This window comes from Propionicimonas paludicola (assembly GCF_002563675.1).
Taxonomy (GTDB): Bacteria; Actinomycetota; Actinomycetes; order Propionibacteriales; family Propionibacteriaceae; genus Propionicimonas; species Propionicimonas paludicola.
In genome coordinates this window covers 2264672-2278046 of the sequence record NZ_PDJC01000001.1, presented here as the reverse complement: position 1 = coordinate 2278046, position 13375 = coordinate 2264672, and the positions used below count along the sequence as shown (strand labels likewise).

Sequence of the window (13375 nt, the reverse complement as noted above, 5' to 3'; positions counted from 1 at the left end):
TCGTAGGCGCGTTACCGCCTCAGTATCCCGCATGGGATCATTCATGCCAGCTCGGTAATGAATGATTCACAAACACGTAACGTGGGTCAGGCTCGGTACATCCCGGCGGCCTCGGCGGCGGCCTCGTAGGCCTCCAGCCGGCGATGGGCGGCTGCCACGTCCACCTCGGTCATGGCCGAGAGCAGCACATTGGCCACGATCATCGGCACGGCATAGGAGTCGAAGGGCAGTGAGGAGTCCACCGGCGAGATCAGCAGCCGGTCGGCCGACCCGGCGGCCAGTGAAGCCACGCTGTCGGTCATGCAGACCACGGTCAGCCCGACCTCTTTGGCCTTGTCGATGAGCTCGAGGGCGTCCTCGGCATAGCGGGGGAAGACCATCATCAGGGCTGCGGTGGCACCGGCCGAGCGGGCCTGGATCAGAACGTCCACGTCGCCGCCCATGAAGGACGGGACCAGCCGGACGTCGTCGAGGAACTGGGACGCGCAGTAGGCGAAGTACTGGGCCACGGACGCCCCGGCGCGCAACCCGGCCACCACCAGTGGGCGGCTGCTGGCCAGGATGGCGGCCACCTCGCGCATCTCGTCCTCTTTGGCCAGTGACTCGCGGACCTGCGCCATGGCGGCCAGTTCGAAATCGATCGATCGCTGCCACTCATTGCGCGGCTGGGAGTCGCCGTGGCCCGGGGCCCGGCCGGCCTCGCGCATGGCTGCGCGCAGCTGCGGGTAGCCCTCGAAGCCCAGCGCTACCGCGAACCGGGTCACCGACGGCTGGCTGACCTGGGAGAGCTCGGCCACCTCGGTGGCGGAGAGGTAGGCGGCGCGATCGGAGTGCCGGATCAGAGTGCGGACGATGTTGCGCTGGGTCGGCGTCAGGTGGACCGAGCGCACCAGCTCGACCAGCAGGTCAGCGCCCGCGCTCGACTTCTCGACCTGGAGTCCGACCTCGTCGCTCATGCTCGTCCTTCCGCCCAACTCGGCGGGCGGGCACGCTGCGAACGCCCTTGCGAGGTGGCTCTACAGATACGTTACAGGACAAGGCTGTCGTGAAAGAACGCATTCGCCAGATTCGGCGAGAGCGTTCTCTCAGGCGTGATTGGCGGCGGCCAGCAGGCCACCGCTGACGATCAGCTGGCGGGTGGCCTCGATGTCGGGGGCCAAGAAGCGGTCGGGGCCGGGGCCGTCCACCACCTCGCGCAGGGCGGCGATGGCCGCACCGGTGGCTGCACCGGGCTGCAGGGGAGCGCGCAGGTCGATCCCGCGGGCTGCGGTGAGTACTTCGATGGCCAGGACGCGGGCCAGCCCGTCCACGGCGGTGCGCAGCTTGCGGGCCGCCGCCCAGCCCATCGAAACGTGATCCTCCTGCATGGCGCTGGACGGGATCGAGTCGACGCTGGCCGGAACCGCCAGCCGCTTGAGGGTGGAGACGATGCCGGCCTGGGTGTACTGGGCGATCATCATGCCGGAGTCGATGCCGGGGTCGTCGGCCAGGAACGGCGGCAGGCCGCGGTTGCGGGTAGCGTCCAGGAAGCGGTCGGTGCGCCGCTCGGAGATGCTGGCCACATCGGCCACCCCGATGGCCAGGAAGTCGAGCACGTGGGCGATCGGGGCGCCGTGGAAGTTGCCGTGGGACTCCACCCGTCCGTCGGCGAGCACCGAGGGGTTGTCGATGGCGGCGGCCAGCTCGCGCTCGGCGATCATGGACGCGTAGCCCAAGGCGTCGCGCAGGGCGCCGTGCACCTGCGGGGTGCAGCGCAGCGAGTAGGCGTCCTGGACGACGCCGTCCCCGTGCCGATGGCTGGCCACGATCGGCGAGCCGGCCAGGAAGCGGCGCAGGTTGGCCGCGCTGGCGGCCTGGCCCAGCTGCGGACGCAATGCCATCAGGTCGGCGGCGAAGACCCGGTCGGTGCCGAGCTGGCCCTCGACGCTCATGGCCGCGGCCAGGTCGGCCACCTCGGCCAGCTGCTCCAGATCGGCCAACGCCAGGACGAGCATGCCGAGCATCCCGTCGGTGCCGTTGATCAGGGCCAGGCCCTCCTTCTCGGCCAACTCGACCGGGGTGAGCCCGTGCGCGGGCAGCGCCTCGGCGGACGGACGCAGCTGCCCGTCCTCGAGCACCTCGCCCTCGCCGATCAGGGCCAGCGCGGCGTGGGCCAGCGGAGCCAGATCGCCGGAGCAGCCCAGGCTGCCGTACTCGTGGACGGCCGGCACCAGAGGCGAGTTGAGCAGCGCCGCATAGGCCTGTGCCGTGGACAGTCGGACCCCGGTTCGTCCGCTGGCCAGGGTCTTCAGCCGCAACAGCAGCATGGCCTTGACCACCTCGGGCTCGACCAGCGGGCCGTTGCCGGCCGCGTGGGAGCGGATCAGGCTGCGCTGCAGCCGGGCGCGTTCGGAGACCGGGATGCTCCGGGTGGCCAGTGCGCCGAAGCCGGTGGAGACCCCGTAGATGCCGTCGCCGGCCGCAGCCAGGGCGTCGATGTGGGCTCGGGATGCGCTGATCTCGGCCTCGGCCTCGGGGCTCAGCCGGACCTGAGCTCCGTGGCGGGCCACCGCGACCACGTCCGCGCGAGTGAGGGGGACGGTTCCGACTGCGATCTGTGCCATGGCGCCATTCAAGCCAGCGACGGTTGCCGATTGAACAACCTGGGACGTGGTGCTGTCTCGGATGCGAGACTTGACCCATGCCTCGTCCGGTTCCCGCAGCGACCGCGGCCCTGCAGGTGCTGCGCTATCTGTCCGAGCGGACCAGCCCGGTGCCGGCGGCCCGGATCGCCGCCGACCTCGGTCTGCCCCGCTCGACCACTTACCACCTGCTGGTCGCCATGGCCGCGGAATCGTTCGTGGTGCACTACCCCGACGACCAGCTGTGGGGGGTCGGGGTGGCCGCCTGGGAGGTGGGCCAGGGCTACACCCGGCAGGCGCCGCTGACCCGGTTGGCTCGGCTGCCGATCGCGCGTCTCGTGGACTCACTAGGGCTTTCGGCCCATCTGGCGGTTCTGCTCGGCTCCGAGGTGGTCTATCTGGTCGAGGAGCGGGCCGCCGGACGTGCCCGGCTGGTCACCGACGTCGGGGTGCGGCTGCCCGCGCATCTGACCGCGTCCGGGCGGGCCATCCTGGCCGGGCTCTCGCCGGCTCAGGTCCGAGCGCTGTATCCGAGCCGGACGAACCTGGTCCGCCGCACCGAGGTCGGTCCGCAGACGCTGGCCGAGTTGCGCGGGCTGCTGGCCGCCACCCGGCACCGCGGCTGGGCCGAGGAGGATTCCGAGGTCACCGAGGGCTTCGCCTCGGTGGCGATCCGGCTGGACTCGCCGTCCAATCTGGCCGCGGTGGCGGTCACCTGGCAGTCGCCGCTGGAGGTGGACGTGGCCGTGGTGCTCGACCGGCTGCGGACGACTGTGGCCACCATCGAAGCTAGGCTGCGCTGAGTGGAAGCTGATCACACCGAACCGCAGTCCGACGACCGGGAGCCTCGTGGCGTCCTGGTTCTTCGCACGCTGGCCATGCCCCGGGACACCAACCCGTGGGGGGACATTTTCGGCGGCTGGATTCTGTCCCAGATGGACGTGGCTGCCGGACTGATGGCCGGTGAAGTGGCCCAGGGTCGTTCGGCCACAGTGACCGTGGACGGGGTGGTCTTCCATCGTCCGGTGATCGTCGGTCACACCGTGTGCATCTATGCCGAACTGCTTCGTGTCGGACGCTCCTCGATGGACATCCGCTTGGAGGTCTGGACTCGCGACCTGGTGCACCGCTGGGAGCCGGAGCGCGACTTCGTGGCCGAGGCCGTCTTCCGCTACGTGGCCGTGGATGCCGAGGGCGCGCCCCGGATGATTCCGGACAACCCGGAGTTCTTCACCCGCTCCTAACCCCCTCCCGATCCTCGCAAGCTGTGAGTCACGCGGCGACATCGCCGCCTCACTCACAGCTTGTGAAGCCGCTACGGTGGCTGACGTGGGTCATGTGGACGTCGCCGGGGTGCGCTACCAGCTGCCGGACGGGCGCGTGCTGCTCGATGAGGTGTCGTTCCGGGTCGGCGACGGCGCCAAGGTCGCTCTGGTCGGCGCGAACGGTGCCGGCAAGACCACTCTGCTGCGGATCATCATCGGCGATCTCGCCCCGCATTCCGGCGCGGTGACTCGTTCCGGCGGGCTCGGAGTGATGCGCCAGTTCGTCGGCCAGGGCGTCGTCGAAGGTGGCAGCGAAGACCCCACGGTGGCTGAGCTACTGCTGTCGGTGGCTCCCGAGCGCATTCGCAACGCCGCAGCCAAGATCGACGAGCTGGAGCTGGCCCTGATGGAGGGCGACGAGCTGTCGGTCCAAATGGCCTACGCCGAGGCGCTGTCGGAGTTCGCCGACGCCGGCGGCTACGACCTGGAAGTGCTCTGGGACGTGTGTACGACCGCAGCTCTCGGCGTGCCCTACGACAAGGCCAAATACCGCTCCTTGCGGACGCTGTCGGGTGGTGAGCAGAAGCGGCTGGTGTTGGAGTACCTGCTCCGCTCACCCGAAGAGGTGCTGCTGCTCGACGAGCCGGACAACTACCTGGACGTCCCGGGCAAGACCTGGCTGGAACAGCGGATCACCGAGTCGGCCAAGACGATCCTGTTCATCTCGCACGACCGCGAGCTGCTGGCCAACACCGCCACCGCGGTGGTCACCGTCGAACTCGGGGCCGAGGGCAACCGGGTGTGGACGCATCCAGGCGGCTTCGCCAGCTATCACCAGGCTCGCCGGGACCGGTTCGCGCGCTTCGACGAGCTGCGCCGCCGCTGGGACGAGGAGCACGCCAAGCTCAAGACGCTGGTATTCACCCTGAAGCAGAAGGCCACCTTCAACGACGGCATGGCCAGCCGCTACCAGGCCGCCCAGACCCGGCTGCGCAAGTTCGAGGAGGCCGGCCCACCCACCGAGCAGCCGCTGGAGCAACAGGTCAAGATCCGCCTGCGCGGCGGACGGACGGCCAAGCGGGCTCTGGTCTGCGAGCAGTTGGAGCTGCGGCTGCCGGCCGGCGCGGCAGCGTCCGAGGTGCTGATGAAGCCCTTCGACCTGGAGGTGTGGTTCGGCGAACGGGTGGCCGTGCTGGGCTCGAATGGCTCGGGCAAGTCCCACTTCCTGCGGCTGCTGGCCCGCGGCGGCACCCTGCCCGACCTGGAGCATGAGCCGGTCGGTGATGCCACCGCACTGGCCCCGGTGGCGCACACCGGACGGGCCAAGCTGGGCGCGCGGGTGCGTCCGGGCTGGTTCGTGCAGACCCATGAGCATCCCGAGCTGATCGGACGGACGCTGCTGGAGATCCTGCATCGCGGTGATCTCACCCCCGACGGCCGCGGACGGGCCGGCATGGGACGCGAGCAGGCCAGTCGGGTGCTGGATCGCTATGAGCTGTCGGCTGCGGCCGAGCAGAGCTTCGAGACCTTGTCCGGCGGTCAGCAGGCCCGGTTCCAGATCCTGCTGCTGGAGCTATCCGGGGCGACCATGCTGCTGCTCGACGAGCCCACCGACAACCTGGACGTCCAGTCCGCCGAAGCGCTCGAAGAGGGTCTGGCCGCCTTCGAGGGGACGGTGCTGGCGGTCACCCACGACCGTTGGTTCGCCCGCAGCTTCGACCGTTTCGTGGTGTTCGGCTCCGACGGCTCGGTCTACGAAGCCGACGAGCCGGTCTGGCAGGAGACCCGGGTCCAGCGCGTCCGCTGAGCCTGCAGGTGCACAAGCTGTGAGTTTGGCGGCGACATCGCCGGGCAACTCACAGACTGTGGGATGGGGCGGCGGAGTTGGGTCGCTGCCGGAGGGTTCTCAGGCGTCCAGGCTCATCGGGCCGTAGACCAGACGTCCCTCTTCGTAGAGGGAGACTTCGCGGACGCCCAGGTCGTCCAGCTCCAGGTAGTGCTCGGTGAGCCAGGTCTCGGCCGCGCTCTGGTCGGCGAAGTCGACGTTCAGGTTCAGGCCGGCATCGTCGATCGGCTCCGGGAACAGCGCCCAGGAGTAGGCCATCTCAGATCTCGTCGCCCGGCTTCACCCGGGCGGCCGGCACCCGGAACCGACGGAAGTTGATCGAGCGGTTGATCCCATAGGCGAGCAGGCCCTTCAGCGGGACCCGCGGCAGCCGCTGAGCGTGCAGCTTCTTGTAGCCGGCCCACATCAGGAACAGGTCACCGATGATCGCGAAGATGACCACGTAGGGCAGGAAGGCCGCGATGGTGGCCAGCTGGGTGTTCACGTAGACCAAGGCCAGCGAGACTGCGAGGCTGATCATCAGAGCCGGCATCGACCACTGGGCGAAGCCCTTGCGGGAGTCGATGAAGTCGCGCATCAGCACGCGTCCGGGCTCGTTGTCAGCCTCGACGAAGGAGCGCTGCCGGGCGGCCGCCTGGGCCTGCCGATCGGCCTTGCGCTGCTGCGCCGGAGTCAGGCTGGGGTGCAGCCGCTCCCGACGTGCCGCCTCGGCCTCCTTGCGGGACGGCGTCGGGGCGTCCTTCTTGGCTGGCTGGGCAGCCTGAGGGGCGGCGCCGGCGTCAGTACTAGTCGGCTCGGCGGCCTCTTCAGACCGCTCGTAGGGGCGGAACAATCCCACTTCAAACCTCGGTGTGGTGCGACGATGTCCGCAACATCCTAGTGGGCACAGAGCGGACGGAGTTCAGCGATGTCGGACGAGCAGGCGGTCACCGCCGCCGAGCGGGAGTACCAGGCTCGGCTGGTGGCTCTGCACGAGGCCCGGGCTGCGCTGGCGTCCGCCTCGGCCCGGCTGCGCCGTCAGCACCTGGATCGCCGCCTCGCCGCGACCGAGACCGACGGATCCGAGGCCGCGCTCGGCGCACACATTGAGGATCTGACCTCGCAGATCGCCCAGTTGCGTGCCCACGCCGAGGCGCAACGTCAGCTGTTGCGTCGGCTGACCGATGCCGACTACGAGCCGATCGAGGTCGCCGAGGCCGAGTTGGAAGCCGGTCACTTCGAGCAGCCGCCGTTCCAGGAGGCACAGTGAGCACGCCCGGCGGCTTCGACGGGCTCGGCCAACCTGAAGGCCGGTCGGTGAGCGTGTCGAAGGGACGGCTGCGAGTACTGGTGGCCACCGACCGGATCGGGGCGCTGGACTCCCTGGCGGCCGGGACGGCGCTGGCCCGGGGGTTCGCCGATCACGCCACGGTGGCGGTGGTGCCGCTGGCCGCCGGTGGGCCCGACCTGGCGGCGGCCGTAGCCGCGCTGACCGGTGCCGAAGCGGAGGTCGACCGCGATCGCTGGTGCGTCCGGACGTCCACGCTGGCCCTGTTCGGGCAGCGCGACACCGATCCGGACTCGGCCGGCTTCGGGCGATGGGTCGCGGCCGGCGTCGGCGATGCGCACCGGGTCGTCCTCGACCTGACCGGGCTCGGCGCGGCCGATGGCGGCGCCGGACTGCTCGAAGAGGCCCGGGACGCCCTGGCTGGACGCGACGTGATCGGCATCGTGGACGCCGAGGACCTCGACCTGCCGGCCACCGGGATCAACTCAGGGCATGCCAAGCGGGCCTACGCCGCCGGTGCCGACATCGCCGACGTGCTGGCCGCGGACGCCCGGCTGCGCGCCTGGGCCGAGAGTCTGGGCGAGGGGCTGGCCACCCGTGCCGGCGGGGGAGCGGCCGGTGGGGTGGCCCTGGCCGTCCTCGGTCTCAACGGACGGATCGTCACCGGTCAGCACTATTGCCACGAACTGGCCTCACTAGGGCAAACGATGGCCGCATCGGACCTGGTGGTGACCGGAACCACCAGCATCGGTGCCCTGGAGCGCGGCGGTCCGGTGGTGGCCCAAGTGGCTGCCTGGGCAGGGGAGGCTCTGCGCCCCTGCCTGGCATTCACTACCGGTGATGCCCTGTCACGGCGTGAATTACGGACCTTCGGCATTGAAGCGGCCTACTCCCTGGACCCTGATCCGAGTTCCGAGCAGCTCACCGCGCTGGCCGCGCGGGTGGCGTCCGGGTGGGCCGGTGGGGCTGCCGCTGACGCGTAGACTCATCGCACCGAAGGCGGAATACCAGGCCCCGAGCAGGGGTTTTCCTGGTCGTCATCTGTGATGCGGAAGGAACTGCCCATGTCTATTGATGCCAAGCCCACCACCGGCGTCGCCCTCACCGAGGCCGCTGCTGGCAAGGTCAAGGCGCTGTCGGCCGGCGAAGAGAACGCCGATCTCCAGTTGCGCATCTCGGTCGCTCCCGGCGGCTGCTCGGGCCTGCGCTACCAGCTGGCTCTGGACGACCGGAAGCTCGACGGCGACATCGTCAGCGAGTTCTACGGCGTCGAGGTCGTCACCGACAAGATGAGCTCGCCCTACCTGATCGGCGCCACGATCGACTTCGTGGACACCATCGAGCAGCAGGGCTTCACCATCGACAACCCGAACGCCACCGGCTCCTGCGCCTGCGGCGACAGCTTCCACTGAGCCGAACCCCGGCCACAGCGGACGCGACTAGCCGAGGCTCGTCCTCGGCAAGCTGATCTGAACCCGAAAGCCGCCCTGGGGAACCGGGGCGGCTTCGGCATGCCCGCCGACATCGGCGACCAACCGTTGCAGGATCCGCAGGCCCTGGCCAGAGGTACCGCGGCGCGGCTCGGGCTCCTCGCTGACCGGGCCGGGGCCGGAGTCGGTGATGGTGAGCAGGATCTGGGTCGCTTCCGCAGTGAGCTCCACGGCGAAGCTGGTGCCCTCGGGAGTGTGCGCGAAGACGTTGTCGATGCCGATGTCCACGGCGTCGCCCAGAGCCAGGGCGCTCAGCGGGACCGGGAGCCGGCCCGCCGGCAGCCGGACGTTCAGGGCCCGGCCCTGATCTTCGGCCAGCGGCGTCCAGAAGGCGATCCGCTCGGCCACCACGGCACGGGCATCGCAGCCGCCGGGCAGATCTTCGCGCAGCGGCTGCCGGGCCCGGCGGACGACGTCGTCGATGGCGTCCTGCAGTTCACCGATCGATCCGGTCAGGGCGGCTGCGCTCTGCGGGTCGGAGACCTGCTCGGCTTCCAGGCGCAACGCCGTTACCGGGGTGCGCAGCCGATGCGCCAGGCCGGCCACATTGTCCCGTTCGGCCGCCAGCAACTGCTCGATCCGGTTGGCCAGGCCGTTCAGGGCCGCGCCGAGTTCCACGGTCTCGCTGGTGCCGGCCAGCGGCGCTCGAGCGGCCAGGTCACCTTCGCGGAGCCGATGAGCGGTGGCGGTCACTGCGACCAGCGGCTGGCTGATGCTGCGTCCGGCCAGCGAGGCCACGCCGATGGCCACCGCGCACAGGACCAGGCCGAGCGCGATGATGATTCCCCAGGCCAGGCTGACTCCTGCGTTCAGTTGGGCGTCGGTCATGGTGGCCCGGACCACGAACACGCCGGACTCGACGATCACCGGCGCATAGGCCCGCCCACCGGCGGCGTCCCGCACCGAGAAGGCCTCTCCGGCCGCGGCGCGCAGGTAGTCCGGATCGGTGGCCACGGACGGCCAGGCGGCGCCGACCACGGTCTTGTCGGCCAGCACCACGCTGGTCTTGGCCGCCGATCCGGCGATGGTCGGTGCCAGCAGTTGGGCCAGCTTCGGGTTCTCCTGGAGCCCGGCGGCGGTGGTCGCCACCAGGCTGGCCTGCTGCCGGGCCAGCGACATGCCGCGATCCTCGGCGCTGGTCCGCACCAGGATCAGCAGCGGAATCACGAATGAGGCGACGATGGCGGTGCTGATGATCGCCACCATGGCGGTGATCCGGCGCCGCACGTCAGGCCTCGGGTTCCGGGGCGACCAGCTTCAGCCCGACGCCGCGGACGGTCTGCAGGTAGCGCGGTTCGGCGGCCGTCTCGCCCAGCTTGCGGCGCAGCCAGCTCAGATGGACGTCCACAGTCCGATCGCCGCCGCCGTAAGGCTGGTGCCAGACCTCGGCCAGCAGCTCGTGCTTGGTGACCACCTCGCCGGCCCGGCTGGCCAGCGTCCACAACAGATCGAACTCCTTGCGGGTGAGCTCGAGTGCGACTCCGTCCAACTCCGCTTCGCGGTTGGCCGGGTTGATTGACAGGCCGCCGATCACCAGCGATGCCCCCGGCTCGGCGGACGCTCCGGCGCGGCGCAGCACCGCCCGGATCCGGGCGCCGAGCTGCTCGCTGGCGAACGGCTTGACCAGGTAGTCGTCGGCGCCCGAGTCGAGGGCCTGAACCACGGTCTTGTCGTCGTCTTGGGCGGTGACCACGATCACCGGGACGCTGCTGACCGCCCGCAGCATGCTCAGCACCTGCAGTCCGGACAGATCCGGCAAGCCCAGGTCGAGCAGGACGATCTCCGGCTGTTCGCCGATGGCCGCGGTCAGGCCGTCCGCACCGGTGCGGGCCAAGCTGACCACATCACCACGATCGGTGAGTGTGCGCTGCAGTAGCCGTCCGATGTTCGGATCGTCCTCGACGACCAGTACCCGCGTCACAGCAGAAAGCTACCCCCACCCATCGGTAGGAGATGGGATCATGGCCTCGTGCGCGGACGCTGGGTGTTGATCGGACTGCTCTGGATCGCCACCGTCGCCGGCACCTCGGCCCTGGTCTGGACGGTGATCTCGGTCGCCGGGCTGCGCGGTGGGAACACGGCGATGGTGGCTTCTGCGCCGGCCGACCCCGACGGTACCGCAGTGCCCGGCTACTGGCGCGGAGCCGTCGGACGAGTGACCGCCACCTGCAAGGGCGACGACATTTCGATCGGCACCGTGGTGCCGCAGCCCGGCTATACCGCGGAGTTCTACAACCGTGGCCCGGTGCGGCTCGAGTTGGAGTTCGAAGGTACTCAGGGCGGATCGGACGTCTACCTGATCGTCCGTTGCGTCGATGGGGCGCCACAATTCCAGCACCGATGAGCTGTGGGCGAGGACTTAGCCGACGCTTGAGGTTCTCTTGAGGTGGGTCTTCCTAGGCTCAGGCTGTGACGACACTTGACCTGAACCTCTTTGACTCCATCGCAGGCCTCCCGGTGCACCCGCTCGTGGTGCACTTCGCGGTGGTGCTGCTGCCCCTGGCCGCGCTGGCCCTCGTGATTTTGGTGATCGTCCCGCGCTGGGCTGATCGCTTCGGATGGGTCACCCTTGCCGCTCTGGCCGGGGGTACGGCAGCGGCATTCGTGGCCAAAGAGTCCGGGGAAGCGCTCGCCGCCAAGATCGGGGAGCCGGCCGCTCACGCGACCTATGGAGACTGGCTGCCGCCACTGGCAGTTGCGCTGCTGCTGGTGGCGGTGGGCTGGTTCATCCTGCACCGCCGCGCCGCCAAGGCCGGACGGGGCCGCACCGCCGGCGTGATCGTGGCCGGTGCGTTGGCCGCGGTGCTTGCCCTGGGGGTCACCGGCCTGACCGTTGCGGTTGGCCATACCGGCGCCCAGGCCGCCTGGGGTGATGTCGAGGCTGAGGCAGCCGCTCCGGCAGAGACTCCTGCCCCGGCTGACAGCCCGTCCGCATCGGCTGCTGGTTCGACGTCGGCCAGCCCGACCGCGTCCCCGACGGCATCGTCCGGCGCCACCGCAGGCAGCTACAGCCTGGCCGAGGTGGCCAAGCACGCCGACGCCAACTCTTGCTGGTCTGCGGTCAACGGCAAGGTCTACGACCTGACCAAGTGGATCAACCAGCACCCGGGTGGCCCGCGTCGGATCCTGGCCATGTGTGGCAAGGACGCCTCCGATGCGTTCAACGGTCAGCACGGCGGCCAGGCCCGTCCCGAGAAGGAGCTGGCCGGCTTCGAGATCGGCACCCTCAGCTAGGCCGCTCAGCGACGGGCGCCTCTCCCGTCGCTGAGCCCGCAACGCCGCACGGCCCGGTTTCCGCGCCACTCCTTGTCATAGGAGTGGACGACGGGAACCGGGCCGTCTTGCGCTAGCGGAAGCGGACGGACGGGGTCACCAGCTGGAGTGCAGCGGGCGACCCTCGTTGTAGCCGGACGCGGACTGAACCCCGACGATGGCCTGGTTGGCGAACTCGACGAGGTCCCGAGCGCCGGCGTAGGTGCACGAGCTGCGCACCCCGGAGACGATGAAGTCGAGCAGGTCCTCGACCCCGGGACGAGCCGGATCCAGGTACATCCGCGAGCTGGAGATGCCCTCCTCGAACAGGGCCGCGCGGGCCCGCTCGAAGGCCGACTGGCTGCGGGTCCGGGCCCGGACGGCCCGGGCCGACGCCATCCCGAACGACTCCTTGTAGGGCCGTCCGTCCGAGGCATACAGCAGTTCGCCGGGCGACTCGTGAGTCCCGGCGAACCAGGAGCCGATCATCACCGCTCCGGCTCCGGCGGCCAGGGCCAGGGCCACGTCCCGGGGATGCCGGACGCCGCCGTCGGCCCACACGCTCTTGCCGGACTCGCGCGCCTCGGCCGCGCACTCCAGCACCGCCGAGAACTGCGGACGGCCCACGCCGGTCTGCATCCGGGTGGTGCACATGGCGCCCGGTCCGACCCCGACCTTGATCACGTCGGCACCGGCCTCGATCAGGTCGGCGGTACCGTCCGCGGTGACCACATTGCCGGCCACGATCGGAACCGTGCGGTCGGACGCCTCGACCACCGCGTGGCAGCGCTCCACCGCGGAGATCATCCGCTCCTGGTGGCCGTGCGCGGTGTCCATCACCAGGACGTCCGCGCCGGCCTCGAGCAGGGCTTCGACCCGGGCCTCGACGTCACCGGAGATGCCGACGGCAACCCCGATCTTCAGCCGCCCGGACGCATCCAGTGCCGGGGTGTACAAGGCAGCCCGCAGGGCGCCCTTGATCGTCATCAGGCCGACCAGCCGCCCGTCCGCCACGGCCAGGGCGGCGCGGTGCCGGTGCGCCGACAGCTCGTCGAAGACCTCGGTCGGAGTGGCGTCGGGAGAGACCAGAGTGAGGTCCGAGCTCATCGCCTCGTGCACCTGGGAGAACCGGTCCATCCCGGCCAGATCAGCCTCGGAGACGGTGCCGATCGGGGCGCCGTCCTGGTCGACAACGACCACCACCTGGTGGGCCCGCTTGGGCAGCAGCATTAGCGCCTCACCGACCGTGGCGTGCGGATCGATGGTCAGCGGGGTGTCGAAGACGGTATGGGCGGACTTCACCTTGGCGATCGCGTTGGCCACGATGTCGGTGGGCAGGTCCTGCGGAATCACCGCGATCCCGCCGCGGCGGGCTACGGTCTCGGCCATCCGGCGTCCGGAGATGGCGGTCATGTTGGCCACCACCAGCGGCAGCGGCAGGCCCAGCCCGTCGGTGCTGGTCAGATCGACGTCGAGTCGCGAGGTCACCGACGAACGCCGTGGCGCCATGAAGACGTCGTCATAGGTCAGGTCGTAGTCGGGCTTACCGGTCAGGAATCTCACCGGGAAAGATTACCGGGTGGCCACTAGGCCGGCTCGAAAAGGGTGGAGAAGTCAGTAGGCGAGGCCCGTGG

The 13375-nt window shown here is 70.0% G+C and carries 15 protein-coding genes; 8 read left to right on the top strand and 7 right to left on the bottom strand.

All coding sequences use genetic code 11. The features are described from left to right. Window positions 1–86: 86 nt before the first annotated feature. Together ATK74_RS10670 and hutH are read right to left on the bottom strand one after the other, a co-directional pair. A complete protein-coding gene (locus ATK74_RS10670) occupies window positions 87–956 on the bottom strand; it encodes a MurR/RpiR family transcriptional regulator (protein WP_098461010.1) in 870 nt (289 codons plus the stop codon). Window positions 957–1085: 129 nt separating this feature from the next. After that, complete coding sequence (hutH, locus tag ATK74_RS10665) at window positions 1086–2603, bottom strand: histidine ammonia-lyase (RefSeq protein ID WP_098461009.1); 1518 nt, start codon at window positions 2601–2603, stop codon at window positions 1086–1088. Between the two features lie 77 nt (window positions 2604–2680). Between hutH and ATK74_RS10660 the strand changes: the two genes are divergently transcribed. The 3 genes from ATK74_RS10660 to ATK74_RS10650 all read left to right on the top strand — a co-directional run bounded on the left by ATK74_RS10660 (window position 2681) and on the right by ATK74_RS10650 (window position 5693). Continuing rightward, the gene (locus ATK74_RS10660) at window positions 2681–3424 is read left to right on the top strand and encodes an IclR family transcriptional regulator (RefSeq protein ID WP_098461008.1); all 744 of its coding nucleotides are present in this window, start codon (window positions 2681–2683) and stop codon (window positions 3422–3424) included. Then, the gene (locus tag ATK74_RS10655; RefSeq protein WP_211283352.1) at window positions 3425–3865 is read left to right on the top strand and encodes an acyl-CoA thioesterase; all 441 of its coding nucleotides are present in this window, start codon (window positions 3425–3427) and stop codon (window positions 3863–3865) included. It abuts the gene before it with no gap. An 85-nt stretch (window positions 3866–3950) separates the two neighbouring features. After that, window positions 3951–5693, top strand: coding sequence for an ABC-F family ATP-binding cassette domain-containing protein (locus tag ATK74_RS10650; protein WP_098461007.1), 1743 nt, complete (start codon window positions 3951–3953; stop codon window positions 5691–5693). Window positions 5694–5792: 99 nt separating this feature from the next. Here ATK74_RS10650 and ATK74_RS10645 read toward each other — a convergent pair whose 3' ends face one another. Next, complete coding sequence (locus ATK74_RS10645) at window positions 5793–5990, bottom strand: hypothetical protein (protein WP_098461006.1); 198 nt, start codon at window positions 5988–5990, stop codon at window positions 5793–5795. A gap of 1 nt (window position 5991) precedes the next feature. Further along, window positions 5992–6570, bottom strand: coding sequence for a DUF3043 domain-containing protein (locus tag ATK74_RS10640; RefSeq protein WP_169923819.1), 579 nt, complete (start codon window positions 6568–6570; stop codon window positions 5992–5994). A gap of 69 nt (window positions 6571–6639) precedes the next feature. On the opposite strand from ATK74_RS10640, the gene ATK74_RS10635 reads away from it, so the two are divergent. The 3 genes from ATK74_RS10635 (at window position 6640) to ATK74_RS10625 (ending at window position 8411) form a co-directional block, all read left to right on the top strand. Continuing rightward, complete coding sequence (locus ATK74_RS10635) at window positions 6640–6981, top strand: hypothetical protein (RefSeq protein ID WP_098461004.1); 342 nt, start codon at window positions 6640–6642, stop codon at window positions 6979–6981. Continuing rightward, window positions 6978–7982 (top strand): glycerate kinase, encoded by a 1005-nt coding sequence (locus ATK74_RS10630; RefSeq protein WP_098461003.1) that lies wholly within the window; start codon window positions 6978–6980, stop codon window positions 7980–7982. The genes ATK74_RS10635 and ATK74_RS10630 overlap by 4 nt, the downstream gene beginning before the upstream one ends. 81 nt (window positions 7983–8063) lie before the next feature. Beyond that, window positions 8064–8411, top strand: a complete 348-nt coding sequence (locus tag ATK74_RS10625) for a HesB/IscA family protein (RefSeq protein ID WP_098461002.1) — start codon at window positions 8064–8066, stop codon at window positions 8409–8411. 27 nt (window positions 8412–8438) lie between these two features. Here the strand turns inward: ATK74_RS10625 and ATK74_RS10620 are convergent, their stop codons facing one another. Both ATK74_RS10620 and ATK74_RS10615 read right to left on the bottom strand, forming a co-directional pair. Next, the gene (locus ATK74_RS10620; protein ID WP_098461001.1) at window positions 8439–9716 is read right to left on the bottom strand and encodes a sensor histidine kinase; all 1278 of its coding nucleotides are present in this window, start codon (window positions 9714–9716) and stop codon (window positions 8439–8441) included. A 1-nt stretch (window position 9717) separates the two neighbouring features. Beyond that, window positions 9718–10410: a response regulator transcription factor gene (locus tag ATK74_RS10615; protein WP_098461000.1), complete on the bottom strand. Its 693-nt coding sequence runs from the start codon at window positions 10408–10410 to the stop codon at window positions 9718–9720. A 48-nt stretch (window positions 10411–10458) separates the two neighbouring features. Between ATK74_RS10615 and ATK74_RS10610 the strand changes: the two genes are divergently transcribed. Beyond that, window positions 10459–10833: a hypothetical protein gene (locus ATK74_RS10610; protein WP_098460999.1), complete on the top strand. Its 375-nt coding sequence runs from the start codon at window positions 10459–10461 to the stop codon at window positions 10831–10833. A 65-nt stretch (window positions 10834–10898) separates the two neighbouring features. Further along, window positions 10899–11723, top strand: a complete 825-nt coding sequence (locus tag ATK74_RS10605; RefSeq protein ID WP_211283351.1) for a cytochrome b5 domain-containing protein — start codon at window positions 10899–10901, stop codon at window positions 11721–11723. A gap of 135 nt (window positions 11724–11858) precedes the next feature. On the opposite strand, the gene ATK74_RS10600 is transcribed toward ATK74_RS10605, so the two are convergent. Further along, entirely contained in the window at window positions 11859–13304 is a 1446-nt protein-coding gene (locus ATK74_RS10600) for a GuaB1 family IMP dehydrogenase-related protein (RefSeq protein WP_098460998.1), read from the bottom strand. Window positions 13305–13375: the final 71 nt, after the last annotated feature.

Bases quoted from the DNA above. Each gene is read 5' to 3' on its own strand.
- hutH (WP_098461009.1), bottom strand. From the start codon at position 2,603: ATGGCACAGATCGCAGTCGGAACCGTCCCCCTCACTCGCGCGGACGTG.
- ATK74_RS10660 (WP_098461008.1), top strand. From the start codon at position 2,681: ATGCCTCGTCCGGTTCCCGCAGCGACCGCGGCCCTGCAGGTGCTGCGC.
- ATK74_RS10625 (WP_098461002.1), top strand. From the start codon at position 8,064: ATGTCTATTGATGCCAAGCCCACCACCGGCGTCGCCCTCACCGAGGCC.
- ATK74_RS10645 (WP_098461006.1), bottom strand. From the start codon at position 5,990: ATGGCCTACTCCTGGGCGCTGTTCCCGGAGCCGATCGACGATGCCGGC.
- ATK74_RS10635 (WP_098461004.1), top strand. From the start codon at position 6,640: ATGTCGGACGAGCAGGCGGTCACCGCCGCCGAGCGGGAGTACCAGGCT.
- ATK74_RS10670 (WP_098461010.1), bottom strand. From the start codon at position 956: ATGAGCGACGAGGTCGGACTCCAGGTCGAGAAGTCGAGCGCGGGCGCT.